The following is a 26230-nucleotide window of genomic DNA, read 5'->3' on the forward strand; positions in this document are numbered from 1 at the left end:
AAGGGCGAATGCTGGATAACATCTATTGATGTCCACGACAATCAAAGGAGCATCATGCTAAACGTGACAGACCTGCGAGGACGAGAGACCTCGGTACGAGAACTGCGTGCAATTCTTCCTCGTGCAGGTACCGATGTCGGCTCCGCAGCAGAACAGGTCGCGCCGATTGTCGACGACGTCCGGCGCCGCGGTGCTGAAGCCGCACTCGAATACGGGGAGCGCTTCGACGGCGTGCGCCCAGACACGGTTCGCGTTGCTGCGGAGGCCATGCGTGCCGCGTTGGACGGGTTGGATCCGGATGTTCGTGCGGCGCTGGAGACCTCGATTGCGAGGATCCGTCAGGTGCACGCGGAGCAAAAGCCCGCCGAGCGCACCACCAAACTGGCCCCGGGCGCGGTTGTCACCGAGGTGTTCCGCCCCGTGCGCCGCGTTGGCCTATACGTGCCCGGCGGTAAGGCCGTGTACCCGTCGAGCGTGCTGATGAACGCGATTCCGGCCCAGGAAGCGGGCGTGGAGTCCATGGTGGTGTGCACCCCGCCGCAGGCAGACTTTGACGGTCAGCCGCACCCGACGATCCTCGCCGCATGTGCGCTGCTTGGTATCGACGAGGCGTGGGCCGTTGGCGGCGCGCAGGCGGTGGCCCTGATGGCCTACGGTGACGACGACCTCGAGCCGGTCGACATGATCACCGGCCCCGGCAACGTGTTCGTTGCAGCCTCGAAGCGCCTGGTCAACGGCGTAGTGGGCATCGATGCGGAAGCCGGTCCGAGCGAGATCGCGATCATTGCCGACGACACCGCCGACCCCGTCTACCTGGCCTACGATCTGATCTCCCAGGCAGAGCACGACGAGCAGGCCGCATCGATTCTGATTACGGATTCTCCGGAGCTGGCTGGTCTCGTCGATAAGGAAATTGCGAAACGCTACGGCATCACGCTCAACGCTGACCGCGTGCGCGACGCGCTGGAAGGCCCGCAGTCCGGGATTTTGATTGTGGACGATATTCAAGCCGCGGTGCGCGTGACCAATGTGTACGCGCCGGAGCACCTGGAGATCCACACCGCAAATGCGCAGGCTGTGGCGCGCGAGATCAACAACGCCGGCGCGATCTTCGTCGGTCCGTACTCGCCGGTGCCACTGGGGGATTACTCAGCAGGTTCGAACCACGTGCTGCCAACGTCCGGAACCGCGCGCTTCGCGCCGGGGCTGAGTACCCACACCTTCCTCAAACCAATGAACATCGTGAAGTACTCCGCCGACGCCTTGGAAGAGGTCGCGGATGCCGTGATCACCCTTGCAGACGAAGAAGGCCTCCCCGCGCACGGGGAGGCCATCAAGGCAAGGCGGGGCTAGCCGCCGGAGGCGAGGTTGCTACTTCGCCTCATACTCATATTCCGTCTGGGCGACAGCCTGTGGGCGACCGGTAACGAAGTACAGGATGGTCATCACGATCAGGAAGCCCACACCGACGGCGAGTGCAACGTGGTAATCAGGCAGCCACACCATGGTGCCGAAGGTGAAGAGGATGAACGCCACCGCGAACCACTGACCATAAGGCCAGAACGGAACCGGGAACTTCAACGCCTTGACCTCTTGGGCGGTCATCTCGCGGCGGGAAGCGATGTGTGCGATCAGAATCATCAACCAGACGAAGATGGTGGCAAAGGTTGCAAGTGCTGCAATGGTGCCGAAGATGTCCGGGTAACGCTGGTTCAGGTACACACCGACGATCAGGGCGACGATAAGCATGGCCACAGTCATCACCGGAACATCGCGATAGGTCTTTGCCATGGACCTCGGCGCCAGGTTTTCCTTGGCCAGGCCGGCGAGCACGCGGCCGGTGGAGAACAAGTCAGCGTTAATCGCCGACAGGGAAGCGCTGAGCACAACCACGTTCAGCAGCGCTGCGGCCCAGCTCACGCCGAGAGTGTCGAAGATCTGAACGAACGGGGAATCATCACCGTTAATCGTGCGCCACGGGTTGATCATCAGGATGACCAGGATGGACAGCACGTAGAAGATCAGGATGCGCATCGGGACAGTGTTGACGGCCTTCGGAATTGCACGATCCGGATCCTCAGCCTCAGCACCTGCGACACCGATGATCTCAGTACCACCGAAGGCGAAGAGGACGAGGATGAAGGAAGCTGCCATGCCGGAGAAGCCGTTAGCGAAGAAACCACCGTCGTTCCAGAGGTTGTCAATGCCCATTGCCTCCGGGGACTCACCAAGGTTGAAGATCAGGATTGCGGCACCGCCGACGATCATCGCGATCACGGCACCGACCTTGATCAGGGTGAGCATGAACTCGAGCTCGCCAAACAGGCGGACAGCGGCCAGGTTAGCTGCACTGATGATCAACAGTGTGACGGTGATCCAGACCCATGCGGGTGTTGTGGGGAACCAGAACTTCATATAGATCGTGATTGCCGTTAAGTCAGCCAGACACACGATCATCATCTCGAAGGCAAACATCCAACCGGTGATGTAGCCACCGAGGCCGCCCAGGTACTCGCGGCAGTAGACCGCGAAGGAGCCACGCACTGGGTGACGGACGCTCATCTCGCCGAGAGCTCGGAGGATGAAGTACATCACCGCGCCACCCAGGAGGTAGACGAGGAGCACAGAAGGACCAGCCGCCTGGATTGCGCCGGCGGAACCGTAGAACAGGCCGGTACCAATCGCTGAGCCCAGAGCGATGAAGTGGATGTGGCGGGCCGTTAGGCCCGGCATTTTCGGTTTGGGAGTGTCTTGTTGCGTAGGTGCAGTCATGGTGGACATTAACTGTGCTCTTTCAAATGACAATGTGCGAATCGAAGTGCGAATCGAATCGCTACGGGAAAATATTGGTGATGACATTGCCCATGGCTGGGCTGCGTCTTCCCGGTTTGACCTTCCGGCGGTGGCACAGTGATTGGGGGCTCGCCGCGGGGGAGGGTCTCCGGGTGCGCGGCGTGTTCCGACGAATCCTTGACGCTAACGAAAAATCCCCCGCGCTTTGCTGCGAAGGGCAGTTAGCGCAGGGGCGAAAAAGTCGGCCGACACCGCGCTACAGATGATGATGCAGGCGGGCCGGCTGGGTATTCGGCAACGCGAAAGCGACGGCCTGGTCGGCCGTGGCGGAAAATGCGTTGCGGTTCATCACGTGGAGAACCATAACACGGCTGTCTTGAGTTTGGGGCGAAAATGCGAAATTAATTTTTCAGACGGTGTGCTTCGGAGGGGTTGAGCAGGATCACGCCGCCTGAGCCCTCGAACGCTTTAGCGCCGTTCATCTGCGAATCTGTGCAGGCGGTTCTGCGGTTTTCGGGAAGGTCCTCGTCGTCGCCAAGTCGGTAACGGCCAATGCAACCCCAGCCGTTCTTCTCATTCGTCCATGCGGACACACTGCCTTGGATCTCACCGTTCTTCGCGGCTTCCTTGTATCCCTCAAGCGTCATCATTGCGACATCGCACGTGGTGTTGTCCTCCAGGGCGTACACGCCCATCTCAGTGCCAAGAATGTCGGAGGTGCCGCACTGTTCGCCCTTTGCCACCGTGTGTTCTTCGGTGATGCTCTGGGTCTTGCCCGGGCGGGAGTACACGCCGTCGTGGACCTCGAAGGTGTCGTTGCCATACTCGACGCGGACACCGCCACCGTTGAGGTTGGTGATCACGACGTCATTGATCGTGACACGCTCGCCTTCGTTGAGATGGTTCGGCTGGATGTCGTAACCCTGGGAGCCGGGAGAGACTGCGGTGATGAATCCACCGCGGTCCGGCTTGTACCAAATGACATTGGGGATTTTGGTGTTCGGATCGCCACCGGTGTGCTCTACGGGAGGAATCGGATCGACGAACGCGGCCTGGCAGAACACTGGAGTGTCATCCGGGTTCCTGCCGATCCGACACCCGAACACCCCTGAGTCGAGCCCAACAACATTGTGTTCGAACCGCGAAGGATCGACATCCGTGTAGTTGTCTTGAGTGTCCTCGGCCGACGTTTCCGGTGCGTCGGAAGCGGTCGTCGTGGATTCGGTGTCTTGTGCCGAATCCGAAACGGTTGGCTCAGGCAGGGCCTGCTCAGAGCTATCGCCGCAACCGGTCAAGGTTGCGGCGGTGACGAGTACTGCGGCGAGAATCGATGTGGTGCGGTGTGCGCGGGAAAACTGCATACCGCCTAGTTTAGGAACACCACGTGGTGCTCATAGGGAATTACGCCCCTGGTGTGAAGTGGTCGGAGGAGTATTGCCCGTCGGGGGAGATCTCAAACCAGGAGTTGTCGCGCTCGCCGCGAATTGTGCCGTCGGCCCCGTGGGTGAAGGTGTAATAGCTGATGGTCACCTGTTCACCGGGGTGAAGCACGTCGCCCACGGGTTGTGCGTCACCGCCGCCGACATCGTGGGTCGTGGCAAAGCCAATCTCTGACACCCACATCAACCGGTCAACGGGAGTGCCCTGGCTGTTGTCAATGTCTAAGGGCGGCATCTGCCCAGCCGGTGCGATTACGCACCCCAGATACCCGTCGTCATCTCCGCCGGCGGGGAAGTACGAACAGGTGGTTTTGGATTCGAACTCCACGGCGTACGCCGGGTACTCGCCGCCTTCTGTGAAGTCGGCGGGATCACGCTCGACGAGGGCAGCTTCTGTTGCTTGGGCAGCTTCTGTTGCTTGTGCGGAGGGGTCCACTGAAGATTCGTTCAGTTCCGCCTCCTGGACGTCGTCGCTGGTGGAGCATGCAGAAAGCGCCAGTGAGGCAACAAAAGCAGCGGCGAGGGCTGTTGCAGGCGTTGCGCGTTGTGTGTTCATGCACACGACCCTATTAGGCGAAGACGCCCACCGCCCAGGAACCGAGCACCAAAATCACCGAGAACACCCAGCAGATCGGGAAGGCGATGCGCAGGTACTTGCCCATCTCCGCACGCGCCAGGCCGAGCGCGAGCCACAGTGCAGGGGAGAAGGGGCTGACGAAGGTGCCGATGACGTTACCCACGATCATGGCAGACGCTGCACCCATACCGGAGACGCCGAACGCCTCTGCGGTTTGCTGCACGATCGGCAGCACGGAGAAGTAGTACGCGTCCGTCGACGTTGCCAGATCCAGCGGCACGCCGAGCAGACCGATGATCACGTGGATGTACGGACCGACAGACGCCGGCAGGATGGCGATCAGCGACAGTGCAATCTGCTCGAGCATGCCGGTGCCGTCCAAAATGCCGAGGAACATTGCGGCAGCGAGGATGACGCCGGCCATGGAGAGGGCGGTGGGGGCGTGTCGTCGCAAAGCATCGCTCTGATCGTCGAGCGACGGGAAGTTTAGCGCCATGAGCAGCGCGGTGCCGACGAGGAACGCGGATGCTGGCGATGCCAAACCAGCAACCAGCACGCCGATGAGTGCGAGTGTGATCAGGGTGTTTGCCCACGTCACCCACGTGCCGCCGCGCTGGGTGAACTCCAACTTTGCACGCTCTTCTGCTTGACGACGAGAAAAGTCTTCTGCAACCGCGTGAACATCCACCAGCGGGTGGTCGCCAGCCTGCTTGGCAGTACGACGCTGCTCGATCACACCGAAGATCGCGGCAACGACGAACACGAGGACAATGGCCACACCCTGGACCGGCAAGAGGTGGGCCCAGATCTCGTTCGGGGAAGGGCCGATGACGGAACTTGCGCGGCCAACCGGGCCACCCCACGGCAGCATGTTCATCACCGACGCCGACAGAGCGACGAGCGTGAGCAGGACGTAGCGCGACATACGCATCGCCTCGTAGAGCGGCAGCAACGCGGGGATGGTGAGCAGGAATGTTGTGGAGCCAGAGCCGTCCAAGTGCGCGACGATCGCGATGGCAGCAGTGCCGATTGTGACCAAAATCGGCTTGCCGCGAGTCGCGCGGATCAACGCCTTAATCACCGGCTCGAACAGGCCGACGTCCGAAAGAATGCCGAAGTAGATGATGGCGAAGATGAACATCACCACGACCTTCATGACTCTGTCGAGTCCGTCGAGGTAGAAGTCCGAAATCTCCGCAACGCCTGCGCCGGTGAGTATCGCACCGACGATCGGGATCAGCGTCATTGCGACGATCGGATGGGTTTTGCCTTTGAGGAGCAGGCCGACCGTCACCACGATGATGGCAAGGCCAAGCACTGTCAGTGCGAGGGGAGAAGTCATGGCTGGATACTAAATGATTGCTGAGAAAAAGCGGGTTTGATTCTTTAAAAACCGTTGAAATAGCAGATTGAGGGGGTAATGCCGTAGTGTTGGCAGGCGATGAGCATTTCCGAAAACGCCACCGGCGGCGAGAACGAGCCGGATATGAATGTGTCGGAAAATCAGGAAAACCCGCAGGATGTCGCGGCCGAGATTGTTGAGGCCGTAGTAGAGGACACCAGGGATGCGGAGATTTCTGAGGTAACCGGCGCCGCACAAGAAGAAGCGGCCATTGAAATTGAAGACAACGTGGTAAAGATCGCGGATACGGACGAAGAGTCCGACAACGGCGATAACGCTGCAGATACCGCAGAGGAAAAGGCAGAAGAGGTAAAGCCGGAGAACGGCTTTGAAACCCTCGGCCTGCCAGACAAGGTTGTAGAGGCCGTCAAGCGCGTCGGTTTCGAGCAGCCCTCGCCGATTCAGGCACAGACCATCCCGCTGCTGATGGAAGGCCGCGACGTCGTTGGTCTTGCGCAGACGGGTACCGGCAAGACCGCAGCATTCGCGCTGCCGGTGCTGTCCCAGATTGATCCCAAGAAGCGTCACCCGCAGGCACTCGTGCTTGCCCCGACGCGTGAGCTGGCACTGCAGGTGTCGGACTCCTTCCAGTCGTTTGCCGATCACCTGGGCGGCATCAACGTGCTGCCAATCTACGGCGGCCAGGCCTACGGCATTCAGCTCTCAGGGCTGCGCCGTGGCGCACAGGTGATCGTCGGTACGCCGGGTCGCGTCATCGACCACTTGGAGAAGGGCTCGCTGGACATCTCCAACCTGCGCTTCCTCGTGCTTGACGAGGCAGACGAGATGCTGAACATGGGCTTCCAGGAGGATGTCGAGCGCATCCTCGAGGACACTCCGGATGAGAAGCAGGTTGCGCTGTTCTCAGCGACGATGCCGAACGCGATCCGCAAGATTTCGCGCGACTACCTGAACAATCCGGAAGAGGTCACCGTTAAGTCGGAGACCCGCACCAACACGAACATCACCCAGCGCTACCTGTTTACGGCGCACCGCAACAAGCTCGACGCGATCACTCGCATTCTTGAGGTGACCGAGTTTGAAGCGATGATCGTGTTCGTTCGCACCAAGAACGAGACCGAGGACGTTGCAGAGAAGCTGCGCGCACGCGGTTTCTCCGCCGCTGCCATTAACGGCGATAGTCCGCAGCAGCAGCGCGAGCGCACGGTGGATCAGCTTCGCGACGGCCGCCTGGACATCCTCGTGGCCACCGACGTCGCAGCCCGCGGCCTGGACGTCGAGCGCATCTCTCACGTGCTTAACTACGACATTCCGAACGACACGGAGTCGTACGTCCACCGCATCGGCCGCACCGGCCGTGCAGGCCGTACCGGCGAGGCAATCCTGTTTGTCACTCCGCGTGAGCGCCGCATGCTGCGCTCGATTGAGCGCGTGACCAACGCGACCATCGAAGAGATGGAACTGCCGACTGTCGACGAGGTCAACGAGAGCCGCAAGACCAAGTTCATGGACTCCATCACCGAGTCGCTTGAGGCTTCTGAACTGCAGATCTTCAAGACCATGGTGCGCGAGTACTCCGCGGCCAACAACGTGCCGATGGATGACATTGCCGCAGCGCTTGCTACCCAGGCGTTGGCTGGCGACGAGTTCCTGATGAAGGAGCCGCCGCGCGACAAGCGTGACCGTCGTGATCGTCGTGACCGCGATCGTTTCGACCGCGACGACCGTCGTGGCCGTGACCGATTTGATCGTGGCGAGCGTGGTGGTCGTGGTCGTCGTGGTGACAGCGAGAACTTTGATACCTACCGTCTCGACGTGGGTAAGCGCCAGCACGTGCGCCCGGGTGCGATCGTGGGTGCCCTGGCCAACGAGGGTGGCCTGAGCTCCAAGGACTTCGGTCGCATCACCATCGGCGGTGACTTCACTCTGGTGGAACTGCCGAAGAACCTTGACCGCGCTGTACTGGACCGTCTGGAGGACACCCGCATTTCCGGTCAGCTGATCAACATCCAGCGTGACCATGGTGCACCGCCGCGTGATCGTGGCGGACGTGGCCGTGGCGGCTACCGCGGTGGGCGCGACCGTGACGATCGTGGGTACGGCGGCCGTGGCCGCGGTGACCGTGACCGCGGTGGATACCGTGGCGGGCGCGACCGTGATGACCGCGGTTACGGCGGCCGTGGCCGTGGCGACCGGGATCGCGGTGGATATCGCGACTAGTTCTTAGCGCGTCAACGACACGGGGCCATCTCGGAACCGGGTACAGTGTGGAAAGCATTTGCCCGGCCGGGGTGGCCCCGTTTTGTTTGTAAAGAGAGCACGCCTTCATGCTTCAACCGCGCCTGTTGTCCACCATCGCTGCATTCGTGATTGCGCTCGTCGCTGGGGTTGGGGTGCTTCCAGTGGAGGCGTCAGCGCAAACCCGCACTGTCACGCAGGGTGGATCTGTAGTGGTGCATGGCACCGGTGTGTGCACGGTGGGTTACAACGATCCGGCACGTCACCGCAGTTTTGTTGCGGCGCACTGCGGACGGAACGGAGCACGGGTGGAAATCGTCGACCCCGCTACCAATGCACGCAGCGGGGCAGTGGGCACCTTGTACCGTTCGCGGGCGTACGACGGCCACCTGGGTAACGACTGGGCTGCAATCCAGTGGGATCCAGGTGTGCGCCTTGACGGCAACCGCATCACAGGCGATGCCTGGGTGCACCCCAACGACATTCGAATGGGAGAGACCGTGTGCTACTTCGGTCGAACCTCGCATGCGGGTGGTGGACGCACCTGCGGTTCTTTTGGCGGGTCGGCGGATAACACGTTTCTCCTTAACGCACCTTTGACTCGCCCCGGTGATTCGGGCGGGCCGATGTGGGTGCCCGGTCGTGGTTTCGTTGGAGTGGTTTCCAGCATGTGGACCTCGCGTCAGTTGCCGCTCGTGCAAGGCAAGAACTTCGTCGTCGGGGTCGTGCCGCAGGACGGTCCGCCGGTACCAGATGCGCGCCTTGTCGGACTGTGGGCGCAGAACACGTTCCTACCGGGGCTGACTGGTCCTGTCGCTGAGGGGATCCGGGCAGTTATCGATACCATCTTGCGCCTGTTCACCGGGCTTGGCTTTCATGGTCCTGCGTCGCTGCACTACGGCTAGGTGTTTCGCCGTGCGATTGAACGTGGAATTTGCCTGCGTGATGCGGTGTGAGCAGGTAATCTAATGCGCGTCACCCGTGCCCTAGGAAAGTCATACAAATGAGAAAATTGGGATTCGCCGCCACGGTGAACACCGAGGTCCGTAGCCTCGTAGCCGCCGCTGGTGCAGCCGCGCTGGTGCTGAGCCCAGCGGTTGCAACCGCGGCAACGCCGACCGTTGTCGAGCAAGGCAAGGCCATCTACATCGAGGGCCACGGGGCCTGCACCATCGGCTATAACGATGTGGCAAACCGAAAGAGCTACACCGCTGCACACTGCGGCAGCGAGGGCGCGCGTGTGTCCCTCATGGACCGCGCGACAATGGAATTTAGCGAAGAGATGGGCACGTTCCACCCGTCGAAGAACTTCACCCGCCTGCCTTACAACGACTGGGGTTGGATCGAATGGGACGCCGGTGTGGCGATTGCCGGTAACTCGTATTCCGGCGACAAGGTGCTGATCAAGGACGACGTGAAGATCGGCGACGAGGTCTGCTCACACGGCGAAACCAGCCACATGGGCACACGCAACATCTTGTGCGGCACGTTTGCCGGATGGTCTGCGGAATCCTTTGGCGTGCAGCTCGAAGGCTGGCAGCAGGGCGATTCCGGCGGACCAGTGTGGGTACCGGGACGGGGCTTCCTCGGCGTGATGTCGGCTGCGGCACTAGGAGAGACCAAAGCACCTTCGATCGTGATTGGCGGGAAGAGGCAAACGGGCAAACCAGTGGGCTGGGCCGCGTCAATCCACGACGGCGAGACGCTGTCGGATTATCAGTTCCAGATTGACTTTGCCAAGGCAGGCGGGCTGGACACCAGCATGTTTGAGGGCAACCCCGGAACACCAGGCACTACACGCCCGCCGATTGCTGTGCCGAATCTGCCAACGAAGCCAGCCCCGGCCCCAGTGCCTGGGCAGCCGGGCACCCAAACGAGCAACCAGGCAGGCACCCAGCCGGGTGCGAAGCAGGATGCCCAGGGGGAGAAGGGGTCGTCGACAAGCAGTAGCTCGCTGTCTACCGGCGAGATCATCGGCATCATCGTCTCGATCTTGATCGCCGCCATCCCCGTTGCGATGCAGTTTCTCTAACCTGCGCACATGAAAATCGCCCCGGATCCGCGCGGTGCGGATGCGGGGCGATTGCTTGCGCTGAGGAGGTTTAGAACAGGTCCGTCGGCAGGAACATTAGGACAAGTACCAGAACCCACAGCACGTTGAACACGCCGGCACCAGCGTTCGCCTTTGCCTTGGACTTCTCAAAGTCCTCGGTGACATCAGTCGGATCGGCCTCATCGGGAGAGAGCGCACCGATCGTGCCCAGCATCTTGCGCTGCTGCGGGATCACCATAGCCAGCAGGATCGCCCATGCGATCACGGACAGGATAATGGCCGAGTGCAGCCAGTAGTTGGTGCTGTAGCTCGCCCAATCAGCGAACATGACAACACCGCCGAGCAGCGGAACAAGCGCGGAAAGCAAGCCGTAGGTCTTCGTGATGCGGTACAGCACCGACGCGCGACCCATCGCTTCTTCGCCACCGTTACGGGCTTCTTCAGCCTGGCGGGGGAACATGGAGGCGGAAACGACAACTGGGCCGAGCAGCAAAATGGCAGAGGCCACGTGCAGGAAGACAAGCAATGTATTCATATGGCGCTACTCTACCTCACAGTTGTTGATTGGCGACGAGTCCCATAACGCCGGAACATGCACGTTTGATCACTTTCACATCTTCTGCCGGTAACGGAAGGCGGTACTGGGTGGCCACCTCCACGATACGGGTGCCGTACGCGCAGCGGGCTCGGCGATTCGGCGGCATCCACTCGGAGGGCAGTTTGTCGGACTTGGCCTGGTTCGCTGCGGAAGATACGGCGATGAGGTTGAGCGGATCGTTGTAGAACGCGATGCGGGTGGCGTCGTCCCAACGGTGCGCACCGAGGTCCCACGCAGCGGAGACAGGGAGGATGTGGTCGATCTCGATGTCTTCGCGACGCATCACGTCCCCGGTAAACGGGTCGGTGCCGGTAGCGCCGGCGCCGGCACGCGCTTGGGCGACGGGCAGCATATCCGGTGAGCATTGCGTGCTGTCAAGGTCGCGGACCACGATGCGCTCGCGTGTCGTGCACCCGGTGCCATCAATGGCCCAGCCGGAACCAAACGCGGTGCGGTCGTAGCCCAGCACAGTCGCGCGCTGAGGGAGAGTCGGGATAGAAAAACGCGATCGTGCCGTGGGAAACGGCACGATCGCGAGGGTGAGAATCACCAGGATTGTCAGGTAGGTACGCATACCTCCTTAGACGGCGGTTGAGCCTGCCTGGTTCCCACGGGTTGCCTCAAGGGCCTCCTGGAAGGTCGCGTCCGGGTGTGCAAGGGCGTAGTCGGTAGCAGCGATAGCCTCATCGAACTCTTCTGCCACGCCCTCCTTCGGGCGGGTAGCCAGGGACACGCCGACCATGGCGATGGTGGCAAAGGCGACGCCCGGGACGATCTCGTAGATGATGTCGCTGAGGTAGGTACCCCACACAAACACGGTGACAGCACCGACGATCATGCCGGCCAGTGCGCCCGGCGCGGTGAGCTTGCGCCAGTACAGCGACGCCAGGATTACCGGGCCGAAGGAGGCGCCGAAGCCGGCCCAGGCGAAGCCGACGAGCCCCAGGATCGTGTCGGACGGGTTGAGCGCCATGACCATGCCGATCGCGGCAACGACGACCACCATCGTGCGCGAGAGCACGAGCAGGGTGGTGTGGTTCGGGTTCTTCTTAAAGATGCGGTAGAGGTCCTCGATCAGCGCCGAGGAGGTGACCAGCAGCTGCGAGGACATCGTGGACATAATCGCCGCCAGCACGGCGGTGAGCACGATACCTGCGATCAGCGGGTGGAACATGATGCGAGCCAGGTCGAGGAAGACCGTTTCAAAGCCGGACTGGTCGGTCACCGATGCGGACTTCTGGCCGAAGTAGGCGGTGCCCACCAGGGCGGTGATTGTTGCACCGGCGAAGCAGATGAATACCCAGATGCTGCCCGTACGGCGAGCGGTCTTTGCCTGTGCAGGGGAGCGCAGCGCCATGAAGCGGGTGACAATGTGCGGCTGGCCGAAGTAGCCAAGGCCCCACGCCAAGTTGCCGATAATCGTTGCTGCGGAGACACCAGCGACCATGTTGAAGAAGTCGGGGTTACCGTTCTCCCACGGACCGTACGGCTGGGAGGTCGGCCACGTGAGGACGTCGGACGGGCTATTGAGTGCAAACAGCGCGAGCACCGGCACAATCAGCAGAGCCAGGAACATCAGGGTGCCCTGAACAGCGTCGGTGTAGCTCACAGCCAGGAAGCCGCCGATGAAGGTGTAGAGCACGGTGACGGAGCCGATGATGAGCACACCGGTCAGGTAGTCGCCGTCGAAGGTGGACTCGAAGTAGCGGCCGCCGGCGACCATGCCGGAGGAGACGTAGAAGGTAAAGAAAATGATGATGATCACGGCGGAAGTGAAACGCAGCGCGCGAGACTGGTCGTGCGTGCGGTTTTCGAAGAAGCTCGGCAGCGTGATCGAGTCGTTGGACACTTCTGTGTACGCACGCATGCGGGGTGCGACCCACTTCCAGTTCGCCCACGTGCCAAGGAAGAGGCCGATGGCGATCCAGAGCTCACTGAGGCCGGAGACGAACAGCGCGCCGGGCAGGCCCATCAGCAGCCAGCCGGACATGTCCGAAGCACCGGCAGAAAGCGCCGCGACGAACGGGTTGAGGCCACGGTCGCCTAGTACGTAGTCGTCGTACTTCTCGGTCTGTAGCCATGAGTAGAATCCGATGGCTACCATGACACCGAAGTAGAGGACGATCGCGAGGACAAGCCAGAAACTCTCTGACATAGTTTCTCCAATCTTCTTGTAACGTTCGCCACACTTTAACGTAAGGGTGCTCTACGTTGCACATAATCCTTAAAAACTTCTAGGGGTCAATTTCGGGGTGGGTGGTATAAGGGTGGGTATGCCTAAATACGTTTTGCACGGGCTCTGGACGTCCGACGCTGGACTTGTCATTTGGGCTGAGCAGGTAGAAGGCCACAGAATTGTGACGATTGGTCAAGTTCCGGAAGGGACTTTTCCGCCAATTGTGCATTCGCTTCTCGACGATTCCCGGTTCCGTCACCGGGAAATCCTGCTCCTGCAAACTCCGAAAGGGCGCCAGGTAACGCTACGCGCTCCCGTGGCAAAGTTCGCGCCCGAGGATGCGATCAGGTTCTTGGAGAGCATCGCGCATCTCGACGGGCCATCACCGGCAGCAACCCCGTCGCAGCGCCAATCGATCGCACCAGATCTGTATTGGCTCATCCGCATGTATGCGGGGTTGACCAAGTTCATCCGAGCCGGGCGAGTGTCCATCCATGTGCCGTACCGGGAGAACCAGTGGTTTGCACAGTGGCAGTTGGGCACAGGTCTTGAGGAGAGGGGCTGGCTCGCGGAGATGATCGCCGCAGCGCCGGGCGTGCTCACGGCCAATAACCACAAGTTAAGCGAGGATTGTACGACGACATTTACGCACTGGATTGCCTCGACTCGTCTGCGTGATACGGCGACGTCAGAAGCTGGCCGTCCGTTTCCGCGCCACGACTTTGTGCTGTCGCTGATGTTCGACACCCCGCTTCGTCGCGGCGGACCGAGCCTGGCGCAGCAGATCGGTGATTGGAACGGCACGATCACCGCGGCGAATCTGCAGCTGGTCTTCATTGCCGAAGACCCGCAAGAACCGTTGATGGATCTTGACGACGACCGCGACGGCGACGTTAGTGGCAACAGTGACGCCGCTGCAGCGGAGCCGTTGTGGCCGGTGCGGATCCAGGTCCGCTCGCAGGCGGATTCACCCCGCCCGGTTCGCATGGCGGATTTTGATAGCGCGTCGGCGGATCACCTTCGTGGCCAGTTGCGCTCCGCAATCGCAGTGTCGGAGCTGCTCGATCCCTCACTGCATGGTGCCCAAGGGCGTACTGACGGTGATTGGGATGTGCTGCTCACGGCTGATCAGATCGTCGAGTTCGTCCAAAACGTTGCGCCCGCGTTGCGTGCGGAAGGCTTCGTCGTCATGCTGCCGCGAACGTGGGCGACGGCGGAGACATCGTCGCAACTGAAACTTGCCCGTCACGAGGACCCGCACGATTCCGCCACGGTCACTCGCATGGGCTTCGACACGCTGGTCAAGTACGACTGGCGCCTTTCCATCGGCGGAGTGGAATTGACTGACGATGAGATGGCGGAACTTGCGCGCTCCAAAACCGGCCTGATCAAACTGCGCGGGGAGTGGGTGCTGGCCGATACCAAGCATCTGTCTAAGTCCGCGAAGTATCTGAACAAGCTCAAGGAAAGCACGCTGAAGAACGCGCTCGCCGAGGCGGAAGCCGCCGAGATCCACGCGCGTCTTGCAGAAGCCGGTGGCAGCGAAGATGCCGAACAACTTGCAGAGATCGCACGTGCGGCTCGCGCGGAGTACGAACGGCTAAAAGAAGCGCAGGGCGAGGGCGTGGTTTCCGCTGCGGAGCTGCGTCAGCTCGCCTTGGAAACTGGCGACGATAGCCCGATCGCGTTTACCGGCTCACCCTGGTTTACCTCGCTTGTCGGCGGCACCGACCGCCCCGCGCCTGAGCGCGTAGAGGTCCCTGAGACTGTCAACGCCGAGCTGCGCGAGTACCAGCGCCGCGGTGTGGACTGGCTGTACTACATGTCCCGCAACAACCTTGGGGCTGTGCTTGCAGACGACATGGGGCTTGGCAAAACCCTCCAACTGTTGTCCCTGCTCGCGGTGGAAGAGGCGAACGGCAGGAAGACCGGACCGACGCTTGTGGTTGCGCCGACCTCAGTAGTGGGCAACTGGGCGCGCGAAGCAGCCCGCTTCGTGCCGGGTATGAAGGTGCGGGTCCACCACGGCACGGGACGGCTCAAAGGTGACGAGTTGTTCGCTGCGGCCGAAGAAGCGGACATTGTCATTTCCTCCTACGGCACGGTTGCCCGCGACGTGAAAGACCTGGCCAAGGTGCGTTGGGATCACGTGGTGCTGGATGAAGCGCAGGCGATTAAGAATTCGGGCACGCAGGCGTCGAAAAGCGTGCGCGCCCTGCCAGCACGCCACCGCATCGCGCTGACCGGCACGCCGATTGAAAACAAACTGTCGGAGCTGCGTAGCATCCTCGACTTTGTTAACCCCGGCATGCTTGGCTCCCAGTCGTTTTTCCGCAACCACTTTGCCAAGGTCATCGAGGCCCACAGCGAAGCTCCTGTCGCGCTCGAGATGAGCGAGCGGCTTCAGCGTCTCACCGCGCCGTTTATCATGCGCCGGCTGAAAACTGACACGGCGATTATCAGCGACCTGCCCGAAAAGGCCGAACATGTCATCGCCGTAGACATGACAGCCGAGCAAGCCGCACTGTACAAGGCGCTCGTGGACACGATGCAGGAAGAACTGCAGAACCGAAAAGGCATTGCGCGCAAAGGCCTGGTGCTGTCCACCATCACGCGCATCAAGCAGATTTGTAACCACCCGGCGCACTTTCTTGGCGATGGCTCCCCAGTCACCATCAAAGGCGTCCACCGCTCCGGCAAAGTACAAAAACTCATGGAACTGCTGGACAACGCTATCGAAACCGACCAGCGCGTCCTGATCTTCACCCAGTACAAGGCCTTCGGCGACATCCTCCAGCCCTACCTTTCGGAGCGCCTCGGCGGGAAGATCCCATTCCTCCACGGCGGCGTGGGCAAAACCGCGCGCGACAAGATGGTGGAAGATTTCCAAACTGATAACGGCCCGCGCGCCATGATCCTGAGCCTGAAGGCCGGCGGCACAGGACTCAACCTCACCGCGGCCTCTATGGTCATTCACCTCGACCGCTGGTGGAACCCAGCCGTAGAAAACCAGGCGACCGACCGCGCATTCCGCATCGGACAAGACAAAAACGTTACCGTGTACAAAATCATCACCCGCGGCACCATGGAAGAATCCATCCAAGACATCCTCGACGGCAAAACCCAGCTCGCAGGCACCGTCGTCGGCCAAGGCGAAGGCTGGATCACCGAGCTGGACACCGATGATCTGGCACAACTGATCAGCTACAGGGGGCAAAATGACTAAACGCCCACGCGAAGACAACGTCATCTACGCCAACTTCGGCGCACGCACACGCGTCTCCAGCCCAGCCGAAACCGGGGCGCAGACCAGCGAACCCTCGCGCGTCAACAGGCTATCCGCACCAGCGATGCGCATATTCAACGCTGCAGTGCGACAAACCGACGTCGCGCGCGCCAAACGCGGCCGCACCTACGCCGACGGCGGGCACGTCCTTGGGCTGACCGCCGTAACCAACGGAATGCACGCAGACGTTGTTGGCAGCCAAAACGAGCCCTTCCGCACCACACTCGTCCTGCCACACCGCAGCCGCGAAGACATCGAAACAGCCATCGGATCGCTTGTGCGCGAAGCAGGTTCCCTCGAGCGCCTCCGTGCCGGGGAACTCAATGACGACGTCCTTGACATCCTGCTCTGCTCCTCACCCGACGAGGTGCGGTTTTACTGCGACTGCCCGGACAACGCCCAAGTTTGCAAGCACGCTGTCGCGCTCGCGCAGTGCGCAGCCGAACTTATCGACGACGACCCGAGCCTCATCCTCTCCATGCGTGGCATCACGCTTAACGCGCTCGAAGACCGCAAACGGCGCGAATCACACAACATGGCGCTCGAGAACTCCGCGCCGGGTTCGCCGTACTTCTGGGATGGCCACGACCTGCCCGATCTGCCACGCCCGAAGATCGCGCCGATGATCGAGGACTCGGACATCCACTTGCTGCACCGTGCGATGCAATCTGTGTCGTTTACCAACATCGACCAATTGCGCGCGGTAGCAGATATCGAGGATCTTTACGACGACCTCACGCGTTCATAGTTCATATGTTCGAATATATTGTGTGCTGTGTCGTGATGGGGTGGTAGTTGTTGTGGGTATGACGCGCACGACATTCATTCACACCTCCGACCTGCAGTTGGGCATGACAAGGAAGTTCCTGTCCGCCGACGCCCAATCGCGTTTCAACGAAGCCCGGCTCCGCGCGGTAACGCGCCTCGGCGAGATCGCTGAAGAGCGCGGGGCCGAATTTATCGTGGTTGCAGGCGACGTGTTCGAACACAATTCGCTCAAGCGCGAAACGCGGGGGCGCGCACTCGAAGCATTGCGGCATCTCCCGGTGCCGGTGTATCTGTTGCCGGGAAACCACGATCCGTTGGTGGCGGATTCCATCTTTAATTTCACCTCTGACATTGATGGGGTGACGGTCTTGGGAGACTCCACGCCCGTGGAGGGCCGCGAAGGCGTGGAGATTGTCGGTGCGCCACTGCTGGCCAAGCATGCCTCCGAGGATTTGTGCGCGAAGGCGATTCGGAATCTGGAGCCGACAGAAAACGTGCGCATCTTGGTCGGCCACGGCCAGGCAGAAGACTATGGCACCGAGGAGACGGCGGCGCTTATCAACATTGCCAAACTTGATGCGGCAATCGATCGCGGCGTGATCGATTACGTGGCGTTGGGAGATACCCACTCCACGCAATCACTGTCGGACTCAGGTCGAGTGTGGTTCTCCGGCTCCCCGGAAACCACCGACTACTTCGACCGTTCACCTGGCGCGAAGGGCGGGGAAGTGGATTCCGGCAACGCGCTAGTCGTGACCGTGGAGAAGGACAGTCTGACATCCACAGTCGAGGTTGAGAAGGTTCCGGTTGGCACCTGGACGTTCGAAGCACGCTTCTGGGAGGTCAACGATGCCGACGATGTTGCCGCGGTTATCGACGATCTGAAGGCCTATCCTGCGAAGGATCGGACCGTGATCAAGTATGCGCTCTCCGGCACGCTTGGCCTGGAAGCAACCCGTACGTTGCAACGAGAGTTAGACGAGTTAGAGCCGGTCTTTGCCGCTCTCTACGAGCGGGAGCGGTTGATGAGCCTGCACCTCGAGCCAGACGAGGAAGAGCTAGAGAATTTGCCGCTGACGGGTTACGCCAAGGAGGCGATGCGCGAGCTTATAGGTGTTGCTGGCGATGAGGCTACAGCGCGCGATGCCGTGAACTTGTTGTTCCGTCTGTCTAAGGAGGTCCACTAATCATGCGTATCCATTCGCTGACCCTCGACAATGTTCGTGCGATTGAGCACCTGGAGCTGCGTGACCTGCCGGATACAGGCGTCATCGTTGTCCACGGACGCAACGAGGCCGGCAAGTCGACCATCTTGGACGCGCTTGATGCAGTACTCAACGAGCGTCACACTGGCGGCGGCAAGAAGATTCGCGCTCTTGCACCCGCAGGACGTGACGAATCACCAGAGGTAGAACTCAACGCCACGATTGGCGGCACCACGTTTACCGTGCGCAAGCGATGGCTCAAGGGAAAGAAATCAGAGCTGACGGTGCACACGCCGGTCCGCGCTAACTTCACCGGCCGCGAAGCCGACGATGAGCTTTTGCGGATCCTGGACGAGCACCTGGATACAGCGCTTACTCAGACGCTGTTTCTCCGCCAGGGGGACCTCGATCCAGCGATCGCTGCTGCCGGTATCCCGACGATCTCTCGTGCCCTTGACGCGGAAGCCGGAGAAGGCGAAACCGGTGAGGAAGATTCAGACCTCGCCCGCGCCATTGATGCCGAATACGGAAAATATTGGACCAACGCGCAGCCACCGAAGAAGAAAGCACCCTATGCGGCGTTGTTTACCGCCGTAGAGGATGCCCGCGAGAAGCTGCGAACACACGAAGCGGAAGTGCAGCAGCTGTCGCAGTACGTCGATGAGGTTGAGCGACGCAAGAGTGAGATCGACAGCATCGACAAGGAACTGCCTGATGCCGAGCAAGAGTTGCGTGAGCGCGAGCAGGCAAGCGCTGCGGCGAACCAGGTCCGCGATAAGGCAGCTACCGCCCAGGAGCGCCTCGAGCGAGCGACGATCACTCGCAAACGTGCTGAGCAGGATGTAGCAGACCGCAACGCCCTGAAGAAGCGCGTGGAGTTGGTCAAACATGAGGAAGCTCAGCTCCGTGAAGAGATTGAGCCTGCACGAAAAGCCCGTAACGAGGAAGGGGAGAAGATAGCAACCCTTCTTGCGGATGTCGAGGGCGCGAAGACACGACTTACAGACGCACGCACTGCATCCAAACATGCAGAGACCTTGCGGGATCTTGCACGGGCGAAGCGTCGCCTCAAGACCATCGACGAGCAGCTCGAACGCATTGGCACGGTAGAGCAGGCGTATAAAGAACTGCTCTCCAACGCGCCAGAGCGCGACGTCACTGACAAACACATTCGGGACCTTGAACAGGCAGAAAACGAGGTCACACTCCAGCGCCGTCTGCGCGACGCATCCTCGGCAAAACTAGAGATCACCGCAGATCATGCGACGATCACTGTCGATGGCGATGATCGCCCCATCAACGGTACGGAAACCGTCGCGGTCTTCGAGGGCTCCACGTTGCAGTTGGGTGAATTCGGCGTGGTGTTCCGCGCAGCCCAAGGCTCTGCAGATCCCCAAAGCGCCGTAGAGAAGGCAGAACGCGCATTTGCTGATGCACTTGCCGCCACCGGTTGCGACAGTGTTGATGAGGCCCGTGCCGCCCGCGACGCCACGCAGGAGTACGCCTCCGAACTCAAGGTGGCGCGCCAGCGTCTCGACGACACCCTCGCCGGTGCATCCGCCGACGAACTGCGTGCCGAGCGGACCAAACTGTCGGCACAGGCTGAAGAGCTTGCGGCAGCGCTGAAAGACACTGCTGCATCCGATGTCGTAGCGGAGGTGGACGAAGCCGACGCAGAGGAAGCGTTGCGCGAGACGCAAAAGGCGCTCGCTAACGCAGAACGTGACGTGGACGCTGCCGAAGCCGCACTGAAACCCTACGTAGACAAAACCGCAGCACACACGCTGACCGTCCTGGAGACCCGTCTGGAGGCAAAAACAGCAGAAGCCTCTGCAGCAGCCGCGGAACTGTCCCGTGCGGAGGAAACAACACGTGCCGAAGATTTGGACAAAACTCTCCAGCAAGCGTGTGAAGACGAAACCGAATCCCAACAGGTTGTTGACGCGCTAAAGGCGGAATTGGCGGAAGCGGATCCCGAATTCGCCGCATCCCTGCTGGAGGGAGCCACCACACGTCTGAGCAATCTGGAGAAGCGCAAGAACGATGCACAGAACCGAATCCGCGAGCTCACCGGATACATCGACATGGCCACCGGTACTGCCGAGCAAGCCGACCATGCTGCTGCGGAGCTCGAGATCGCCCAAGCCGCCCTTGACCGTGCAACGCGACGGGCAGAGGCGGTGAAACTCCTACGCGAGACTATGCACCGCCACCGCGACGTTGCCCGTTCGCGCTACGCGGCGCCGTTTAATGCCGCAGTGCGCGAGCGTGCCCGAATCCTGTTCGGCCCGAGCGTAGATTTCAACTATGGCGATGACCTGACGATTACGGACCGCACCGTCGATGGCGTCACGGTGCCACTCGATCAACTCTCGGGAGGCACCAAGGAGCAGTTAGCAATCCTGACCCGCTTTGCCATCGCAGACCTGGTGTCCGGAGAGGGGACAGGTGCTCCTGTGCCGGTAGTTGTTGATGACGCGTTGGGTGCGACCGACCCGGAGCGCCTCGCTCGCATGAACTCGCTATTTAGCCAGGTAGGCAAGCACTCACAGGTGCTCGTGCTCACGTGTTTCCCGCAACGATTCGACCGCGTATCGGCTGCACGGACCTACGCAGTGGATGACTTAAAGGGGATTCATAAGGGGATTGGATAACATCATCGGTTATGGCTACTCAACCGCGCTGGCTTACTGAGGACGAGCAACACCTCTGGCGACTGATCCTGGCTGCCTCGAAGAAGGTAAATAACGCCATCGATGAGCGGCTGCAGGAAACCGCAGCCATGTCTGCTCCCGAGTTCTCAATCCTGGTGGTGCTTTCCGAAGCCCCAGAACGGACAATGCGACTGCGCGAACTGTGTGCCGAGCTGCAATGGGACCGCTCGCGTGCGTCGCACCAGGTCACACGCATGGAAAAGCGCGGATTGGTGTCGAAGAAGGTGTGTCCGGGCGATGCGCGCGGCGTATTGGTGACTATCACCGATGAAGGCTTCACACGCCTGGAATCTGCAGTGCCGGATCACGTCGAAACCGTCCGCCGTCTGATCTTTGATCAACTGACAGACGAACAAAGGCACGTACTTCAAACCTGGCTGAACGATGTCATCGCAGTCGACCCACGTACCCCTGACGGTTCGTAAAAATCTCGCAACATGTTTCCAGAGCCATTGCCGGAGCGAGGGAAGCGGAGTTTGATGGAGGCATGTCTTATATGAATAGCTCCCAGAACTTTAGTAACACTCCGAAACGACTTGAACGGTCGATGACTGATAAGTACATCGCGGGCGTATGCGGTGGCATCGCGAAATACTTCGGGGTGGACTCCACCCTCGTTCGCGTGGTCTTCATCCTGCTGGTACTCGCCGGGGTAATGCCGGGCCTGTTGGCATACATCGTTGCTTGGATGATCATGCCGGCAGAGTTCTAAAACACAGAGTTTTAGAAAATAATGCAGCCCGTGATGTGGTTCGTCGCTACGAACTCCATCACGGGCTGACGCCTATGCGCGGGGCTATCCCTGGTTGAAGTACCCCGGCTGATCAACCGGTCCAAGGTTGCCGGTGCGCAGGTATTCGACAACCTGACGGTCGACAGCCTGGTTGCCGCGCCCGACGTGACCGTGGCCCGGGCCGTGAACCGTCACCACGTGCGAGCCCATCGGCTGGGCGATGCCGAAGCGTCCCGCATACATGGTTTGCGGATCACGCGTGGCGTTGATCTGCAGTGGACGAGTCTTCAGCTTCGAACCGTTGAGCGCCACCTTGCCCGTGACTGGCGCTGCGCCGTTGCAGGTCACACCAGAGCCGAACTGCAGAGCAGGGGCGGTGATGACCTCGCCGGTCTGGTTGGCCCAAAACGCTTCCGGAATAAGGCCGTAGTCCGGCGCAGCGATGTTCTCGTTGCAGGTCTGCACGGCGAGCAACTCGTTGCGGGCGATGGACTCGTCTTGGAGGAACTTCATCAACTCAGGCGCCGGCTTGGCCTGGTCTTGCTTTAGCGAGCCATTGGTGAGCCGTGCAAGCGAGTCCCAGTCCGCAGGCGAGGGCAGCACATTGCGAGTGGCCAGCAGCAGCGGTGATGACACCTGGTTCGCACCCGGGTTGAGCATGCGGGAGATAATGCCTTCGCCCTCTACACGGGCCTTGCCGGCAGCCGACATAGCGTCTGCGCCCGCTTGGCCGGCAAACGCGAGTGCAGGCGGAAGGTCGCCCACACGGGCTGGCGGTGGGGTCACGGTCGGGTTAGTGCCGGACTGTGCGACGACCACGTTCGACCAGTACTGGTACGCCTTCAGTGGGGTATTGCCCATGCGGTACTTTGCGTCGTTTGCGGCGACCCACGCGAAGTACTCGTTTAGTGCACGTTCGTAGCCGCCCTTTTGGTCCAGCAGGATCTTCGACCACTGGTCGTTCGGGTTCATCGCGGAGTCGAGGACGACCTTGTCGGTGCGGTTGGGGAACATCGACGCGTACGCCGAGCCCAAGTACGTGCCGTACGACAAGCCCATGATTGAGATGGTGTCGTATCCAAGCGCCCAGCGGACCATGTCCCAGTCACGGGCGTTGTTGTAGGTGGTGATCGTCTTGGTGTAGCCCGGACGAGGCTTCTCGCACAGTTCGCGGGTGAGTCCGCCTTGGGTGACCGTGGCGTCCCATGTCAGCTTCGCTATGTCGGCAGGGCCGTTCATTGCAGGGTCAGCGCACTTCAACTGAGTAGAACCAATCAGGCCACGCGGTTGTACCGCTACGAGATCCCACTCGTTGCGCATCTCCTGCGGCCACTTCATGCCTTCGTTCATGCCGAAGAAGCTGTAAGCATCGCCACCAGGCCCGCCTGGGTTGCCGAAGATCGCGCCACGACGTGCACCCGGATTTTGAGCCGGGATCTTGATAAAGCCAACGGAGATGTCGCCAGCCGTGGGGTTGTCGTAGTGCATGGGCACCAAAATGCGGCCGCACTGTGCGCCCTTGGCATCAACGTAGAACGGGCACGACTCCCACGTAATGACAGGGGAAGTCGGCTGCGCGTGAGCAGGGGTTGCGGTCAGTGGTGACAAGGTGAGTGCCAGCGCGCCGAGTGCTGCAGCACTTCGCTTGACGACGCGTCTCGTGACCGACTTCAACATAGCCAGGCTCCTTTTCTCCATACCTAAGGTTTCGCTTAACCGAATCTACCGGAGTTGTCAGCTATCGCCACGCTACGCGCCGATTCTTTCGCGAATTGCACGCTGCACGTGGTCTTGATCCGCCACGGCAACGAGGCAGTCATCTGCATTGCGGACACAGATGCGCACCGTGGGCCCGCCGAGGGTGAACGCGTCCGCATCGGCGTAGCGGTCCGGCTGGTCGGTCAGCATGGCAATACCGGTGAAGTGGATCAGGCTGGGTTCTTCTCCGGGGCGCACGTCCTTGATGTCCGAATATGAGATGGTTCTGGATCGGCTGCCAAGGGTGGTGGTGAGGGAGTCGTGGTCAAGAACCAGCGCCACTTTGCGGGAGAAAATCCAGAGCCCCCAAAGCACCACCACGAATCCAAACAACAGCGCACCGTAGAGTTCGCCGCTCAACGCTGCAACGACGACTGCCACAATGACGAAACCCGCGACGAATGCCGCGGGTAGACCGCCTGGATGGCGGGTAAACACTTTCCGCTCCATGGCGGCGAGTATAAGGCCTACTGCTTGATGCCGGAGCCTTCGATCTCGATGCCGACCTTCTCGCTGACCAGCATGCCGCCGGAGTTCAGCGGTGCCTGGAAGTCGATGCCGAAGTCCGTGCGGTTAATGGTGGTGCGAGCTTCGAAGCCGATGCGTGTGTTGCCGAACGGATCCTCTTCGACGCCAAACGTCTCGACGTCAAACGTGATCGGCTTGGTGGTGCCCTTGATGGTGAGGTCGCCAGTGACGGAGCCGTTTCCCGACTCATCGACGTTGAACTCGGTGGCGGTGAACGTCATTTCCGGGTGCTTGTCGACGGCGAAGAAGTCGTCGCCACGCACATGCTCATCACGATCAGCGTTGTTCGTATCGACGCTCGCGGTGCGCACAGTGCCCGTCGCGGTGCTCTCGGCCGGGTTCTCGGCGATGGTTAGTGTTGCATCGAAGTCGGTGAACTCGCCGCGGACTTTGGTCACCATCGCGTGGCGCACGGTGAAGCCGATGGTGGAGTGGGCAGGGTCGAGGTTGTAAGTACCGGTCAGGTTAGTCATTGCGTCTCCTTTATTCGATGTCGTTACGTGTGGCGCCGACTGTAACGGAGTAATGGTGACACGTCAACAATTGTTTGACCGGCAATTTGCTGGTTGAGAAGTAGCTCGCTTAATGAGCAGATACGCTCCGGCGGTCGCCGCCACGGTGGCCACTACAGAGATCGCAAGATCGCTTGACGACGACACCGCCAAGTCAACCCCGTCCACACCGAATGCGTCCGGCGCGTAGGCGAACGTGTTGCCAACGGCGTGCACCGCAGCCGCCGCTTCAATACCACCGGTTGTGTGAGTGAGGAAGGTGGCGCACAGCGCGAACACGGTAACGCTGACCATGCCTTGCCATTCGTAGTGGTGGCCTGACAAGAAAAACAGCAGCGGAATCAAGTACGCAATCACGGCGGGGGAGAACCACTGGCCGGTGATCTGCACAAGCGAGCCGCGGAAAAAGAGTTCCTCGGACAGCGACTGGAGCGGTGCCATCGCGACGATGACGGCCAGTGCAGCGACATTCATAGGAGTAAAAGTCGCCTGGGACCGGTCCGAGATAACCACCGCGTAGATGCCCTCGGCGCCGAGGAACAGCAGGGCGGGTAGCAAGGCGAGCCCGAAGTTGCGCCACCTAAAGCGCAGTTCCCTGGACCACAGCGCACGGGGGTCGCGGCCTGTCACTCGGGCAGCGATGAACCCCGCGGGGATCATCGCCACCCACCCAATAAATGTTGCAGCTGCGAGATACGGATGCTCCAAAAACGAGTATTCCGCGAACGCGCTGACCTCAGGATGGGCGATCTTCTCGTACAGGTAGAACAGGCCGATCGCCGCGCTCGTTAGCGTGACCAAAAGCACCAGAGCGATGACGAGTTCAATCAACGGACGCCACCATGCCGGCCGGGGTGGAGTGGGGTTGTCAGTGTTGGGCGGTGTGGCGGGTCGTCGATACGCGCGTCCGAGGAGGTGGTAGGCGATGGATGTCGAAGCGTTCAAGATGTCACCTTTATTGCTACTCGTCGTGTTTCTTATCCCAGCGATACCTGCGGAGGTCAAAGATTGGCAAAATGACGATGTAGTAGACCCCCAGTGTCCACGCGGCCGGTTTGAGTAAGTTGCTTAGGTTGAAATTATCCCTGTCAACAGGAAACACGATATACATGGCGGGGACGGCCAAGGGGACGATCACGAATCTCTGCCACCATGGCGGAACCCATGGCGCTCCATTCTCTTCTCTTGCGGCAAGTGCGCCGCCAAAGCCCATTTCGAACCGAGAGCCCATTCCGAAGCCTCCTGACAACAAAAAGTCTAATACCGCCCGCGTGTCAACGGGCGCGACAAAAGAGGGGGCTGTGAATTGCACTCCCGGAACGACCCCACAAACAAAAATCTCGAGACACCGAAGGAACGATGTCTCGAGATAACACAGCGTGTCCCCGACAGGATTCGAACCTGCGACCTTTGGTACCGGAAACCAATGCTCTAATCCACTGAGCTACGGAGACAATGCCGATCACACTAGCACCCCGTGTGTGGGCAG

The 26230-nt window shown here is 60.7% G+C and carries 21 protein-coding genes and 1 tRNA gene; 10 read left to right on the forward strand and 12 right to left on the reverse strand.

Annotated elements, in window-relative coordinates:
- The first annotated feature begins 54 nt into the window (after positions 1-54).
- Positions 55-1353: a histidinol dehydrogenase gene (gene hisD, locus HMPREF3171_RS03050; protein ID WP_070482731.1), complete on the forward strand. Its 1299-nt coding sequence runs from the start codon at positions 55-57 to the stop codon at positions 1351-1353.
- Between the two features lie 18 nt (positions 1354-1371).
- On the opposite strand, the gene HMPREF3171_RS03055 is transcribed toward hisD, so the two are convergent.
- From HMPREF3171_RS03055 to HMPREF3171_RS03070, 4 genes are all read right to left on the reverse strand, one after another.
- Complete coding sequence (locus HMPREF3171_RS03055; protein ID WP_070482733.1) at positions 1372-2781, reverse strand: amino acid permease; 1410 nt, start codon at positions 2779-2781, stop codon at positions 1372-1374.
- A 413-nt stretch (positions 2782-3194) separates the two neighbouring features.
- Entirely contained in the window at positions 3195-4154 is a 960-nt protein-coding gene (locus tag HMPREF3171_RS03060; protein WP_070450190.1) for a hypothetical protein, read from the reverse strand.
- 40 nt (positions 4155-4194) lie between these two features.
- Positions 4195-4788: a hypothetical protein gene (locus HMPREF3171_RS03065; RefSeq protein WP_070482736.1), complete on the reverse strand. Its 594-nt coding sequence runs from the start codon at positions 4786-4788 to the stop codon at positions 4195-4197.
- A gap of 13 nt (positions 4789-4801) precedes the next feature.
- Complete coding sequence (locus HMPREF3171_RS03070) at positions 4802-6151, reverse strand: CitMHS family transporter (protein ID WP_070482738.1); 1350 nt, start codon at positions 6149-6151, stop codon at positions 4802-4804.
- A gap of 99 nt (positions 6152-6250) precedes the next feature.
- On the opposite strand from HMPREF3171_RS03070, the gene HMPREF3171_RS03075 reads away from it, so the two are divergent.
- The 3 genes from HMPREF3171_RS03075 to HMPREF3171_RS03085 all read left to right on the forward strand — a co-directional run bounded on the left by HMPREF3171_RS03075 (position 6251) and on the right by HMPREF3171_RS03085 (position 10442).
- On the forward strand, positions 6251-8392 hold the full coding sequence (locus HMPREF3171_RS03075; RefSeq protein WP_070482740.1) for a DEAD/DEAH box helicase: 2142 nt from the start codon (positions 6251-6253) through the stop codon (positions 8390-8392).
- A gap of 107 nt (positions 8393-8499) precedes the next feature.
- On the forward strand, positions 8500-9315 hold the full coding sequence (locus HMPREF3171_RS03080) for a chymotrypsin family serine protease (RefSeq protein ID WP_070482741.1): 816 nt from the start codon (positions 8500-8502) through the stop codon (positions 9313-9315).
- A gap of 98 nt (positions 9316-9413) precedes the next feature.
- On the forward strand, positions 9414-10442 hold the full coding sequence (locus HMPREF3171_RS03085; protein WP_141743322.1) for a chymotrypsin family serine protease: 1029 nt from the start codon (positions 9414-9416) through the stop codon (positions 10440-10442).
- A 70-nt stretch (positions 10443-10512) separates the two neighbouring features.
- Here HMPREF3171_RS03085 and HMPREF3171_RS03090 read toward each other — a convergent pair whose 3' ends face one another.
- Genes HMPREF3171_RS03090 through putP form a run of 3 tightly spaced genes read right to left on the reverse strand, consistent with a single transcriptional unit; the run spans position 10513 to position 13216 of the window.
- Complete coding sequence (locus HMPREF3171_RS03090; protein ID WP_070421817.1) at positions 10513-10998, reverse strand: DUF2269 family protein; 486 nt, start codon at positions 10996-10998, stop codon at positions 10513-10515.
- Between the two features lie 16 nt (positions 10999-11014).
- Positions 11015-11635 carry an HNH endonuclease family protein gene (locus HMPREF3171_RS03095; protein ID WP_070482743.1) on the reverse strand — a complete coding sequence of 207 codons (621 nt, stop codon included), beginning with the start codon at positions 11633-11635 and terminating at the stop codon, positions 11015-11017.
- A gap of 6 nt (positions 11636-11641) precedes the next feature.
- A complete protein-coding gene (putP, locus tag HMPREF3171_RS03100; protein WP_070482745.1) occupies positions 11642-13216 on the reverse strand; it encodes a sodium/proline symporter PutP in 1575 nt (524 codons plus the stop codon).
- A 118-nt stretch (positions 13217-13334) separates the two neighbouring features.
- Between putP and HMPREF3171_RS03105 the strand changes: the two genes are divergently transcribed.
- From HMPREF3171_RS03105 to HMPREF3171_RS03130, 6 genes are all read left to right on the forward strand, one after another.
- The gene (locus tag HMPREF3171_RS03105) at positions 13335-16463 is read left to right on the forward strand and encodes a DEAD/DEAH box helicase (protein WP_070482747.1); all 3129 of its coding nucleotides are present in this window, start codon (positions 13335-13337) and stop codon (positions 16461-16463) included.
- Positions 16456-17271, forward strand: coding sequence for an SWIM zinc finger family protein (locus tag HMPREF3171_RS03110; RefSeq protein WP_070482749.1), 816 nt, complete (start codon positions 16456-16458; stop codon positions 17269-17271). Before HMPREF3171_RS03105 ends, HMPREF3171_RS03110 begins: the two co-directional genes overlap by 8 nt.
- A gap of 58 nt (positions 17272-17329) precedes the next feature.
- Positions 17330-18478, forward strand: coding sequence for a metallophosphoesterase family protein (locus HMPREF3171_RS03115; RefSeq protein WP_070482751.1), 1149 nt, complete (start codon positions 17330-17332; stop codon positions 18476-18478).
- Between the two features lie 2 nt (positions 18479-18480).
- Positions 18481-21150: an AAA family ATPase gene (locus HMPREF3171_RS03120; RefSeq protein WP_070482754.1), complete on the forward strand. Its 2670-nt coding sequence runs from the start codon at positions 18481-18483 to the stop codon at positions 21148-21150.
- A gap of 11 nt (positions 21151-21161) precedes the next feature.
- Positions 21162-21635 (forward strand): MarR family winged helix-turn-helix transcriptional regulator, encoded by a 474-nt coding sequence (locus HMPREF3171_RS03125; RefSeq protein WP_070421824.1) that lies wholly within the window; start codon positions 21162-21164, stop codon positions 21633-21635.
- A 71-nt stretch (positions 21636-21706) separates the two neighbouring features.
- The gene (locus HMPREF3171_RS03130) at positions 21707-21922 is read left to right on the forward strand and encodes a PspC domain-containing protein (RefSeq protein WP_070421825.1); all 216 of its coding nucleotides are present in this window, start codon (positions 21707-21709) and stop codon (positions 21920-21922) included.
- Positions 21923-22006: 84 nt separating this feature from the next.
- Here HMPREF3171_RS03130 and HMPREF3171_RS03135 read toward each other — a convergent pair whose 3' ends face one another.
- The 5 genes from HMPREF3171_RS03135 to HMPREF3171_RS03160 form a co-directional block, all read right to left on the reverse strand.
- Entirely contained in the window at positions 22007-23620 is a 1614-nt protein-coding gene (locus tag HMPREF3171_RS03135) for an alpha/beta fold hydrolase (protein WP_070421826.1), read from the reverse strand.
- Positions 23621-23692: 72 nt separating this feature from the next.
- Positions 23693-24151, reverse strand: coding sequence for a hypothetical protein (locus tag HMPREF3171_RS03140; RefSeq protein WP_070450152.1), 459 nt, complete (start codon positions 24149-24151; stop codon positions 23693-23695).
- 17 nt (positions 24152-24168) lie between these two features.
- A complete protein-coding gene (locus HMPREF3171_RS03145) occupies positions 24169-24702 on the reverse strand; it encodes a YceI family protein (protein WP_070482758.1) in 534 nt (177 codons plus the stop codon).
- A 63-nt stretch (positions 24703-24765) separates the two neighbouring features.
- Positions 24766-25686 (reverse strand): CPBP family intramembrane glutamic endopeptidase, encoded by a 921-nt coding sequence (locus HMPREF3171_RS03150; RefSeq protein ID WP_141743323.1) that lies wholly within the window; start codon positions 25684-25686, stop codon positions 24766-24768.
- A 435-nt stretch (positions 25687-26121) separates the two neighbouring features.
- Positions 26122-26195 (reverse strand) — tRNA-Arg (locus HMPREF3171_RS03160).
- Positions 26196-26230: the final 35 nt, after the last annotated feature.

Source organism: Corynebacterium sp. HMSC08F01 (assembly GCF_001807545.1).
Classification (GTDB): Bacteria; Actinomycetota; Actinomycetes; order Mycobacteriales; family Mycobacteriaceae; genus Corynebacterium; species Corynebacterium coyleae.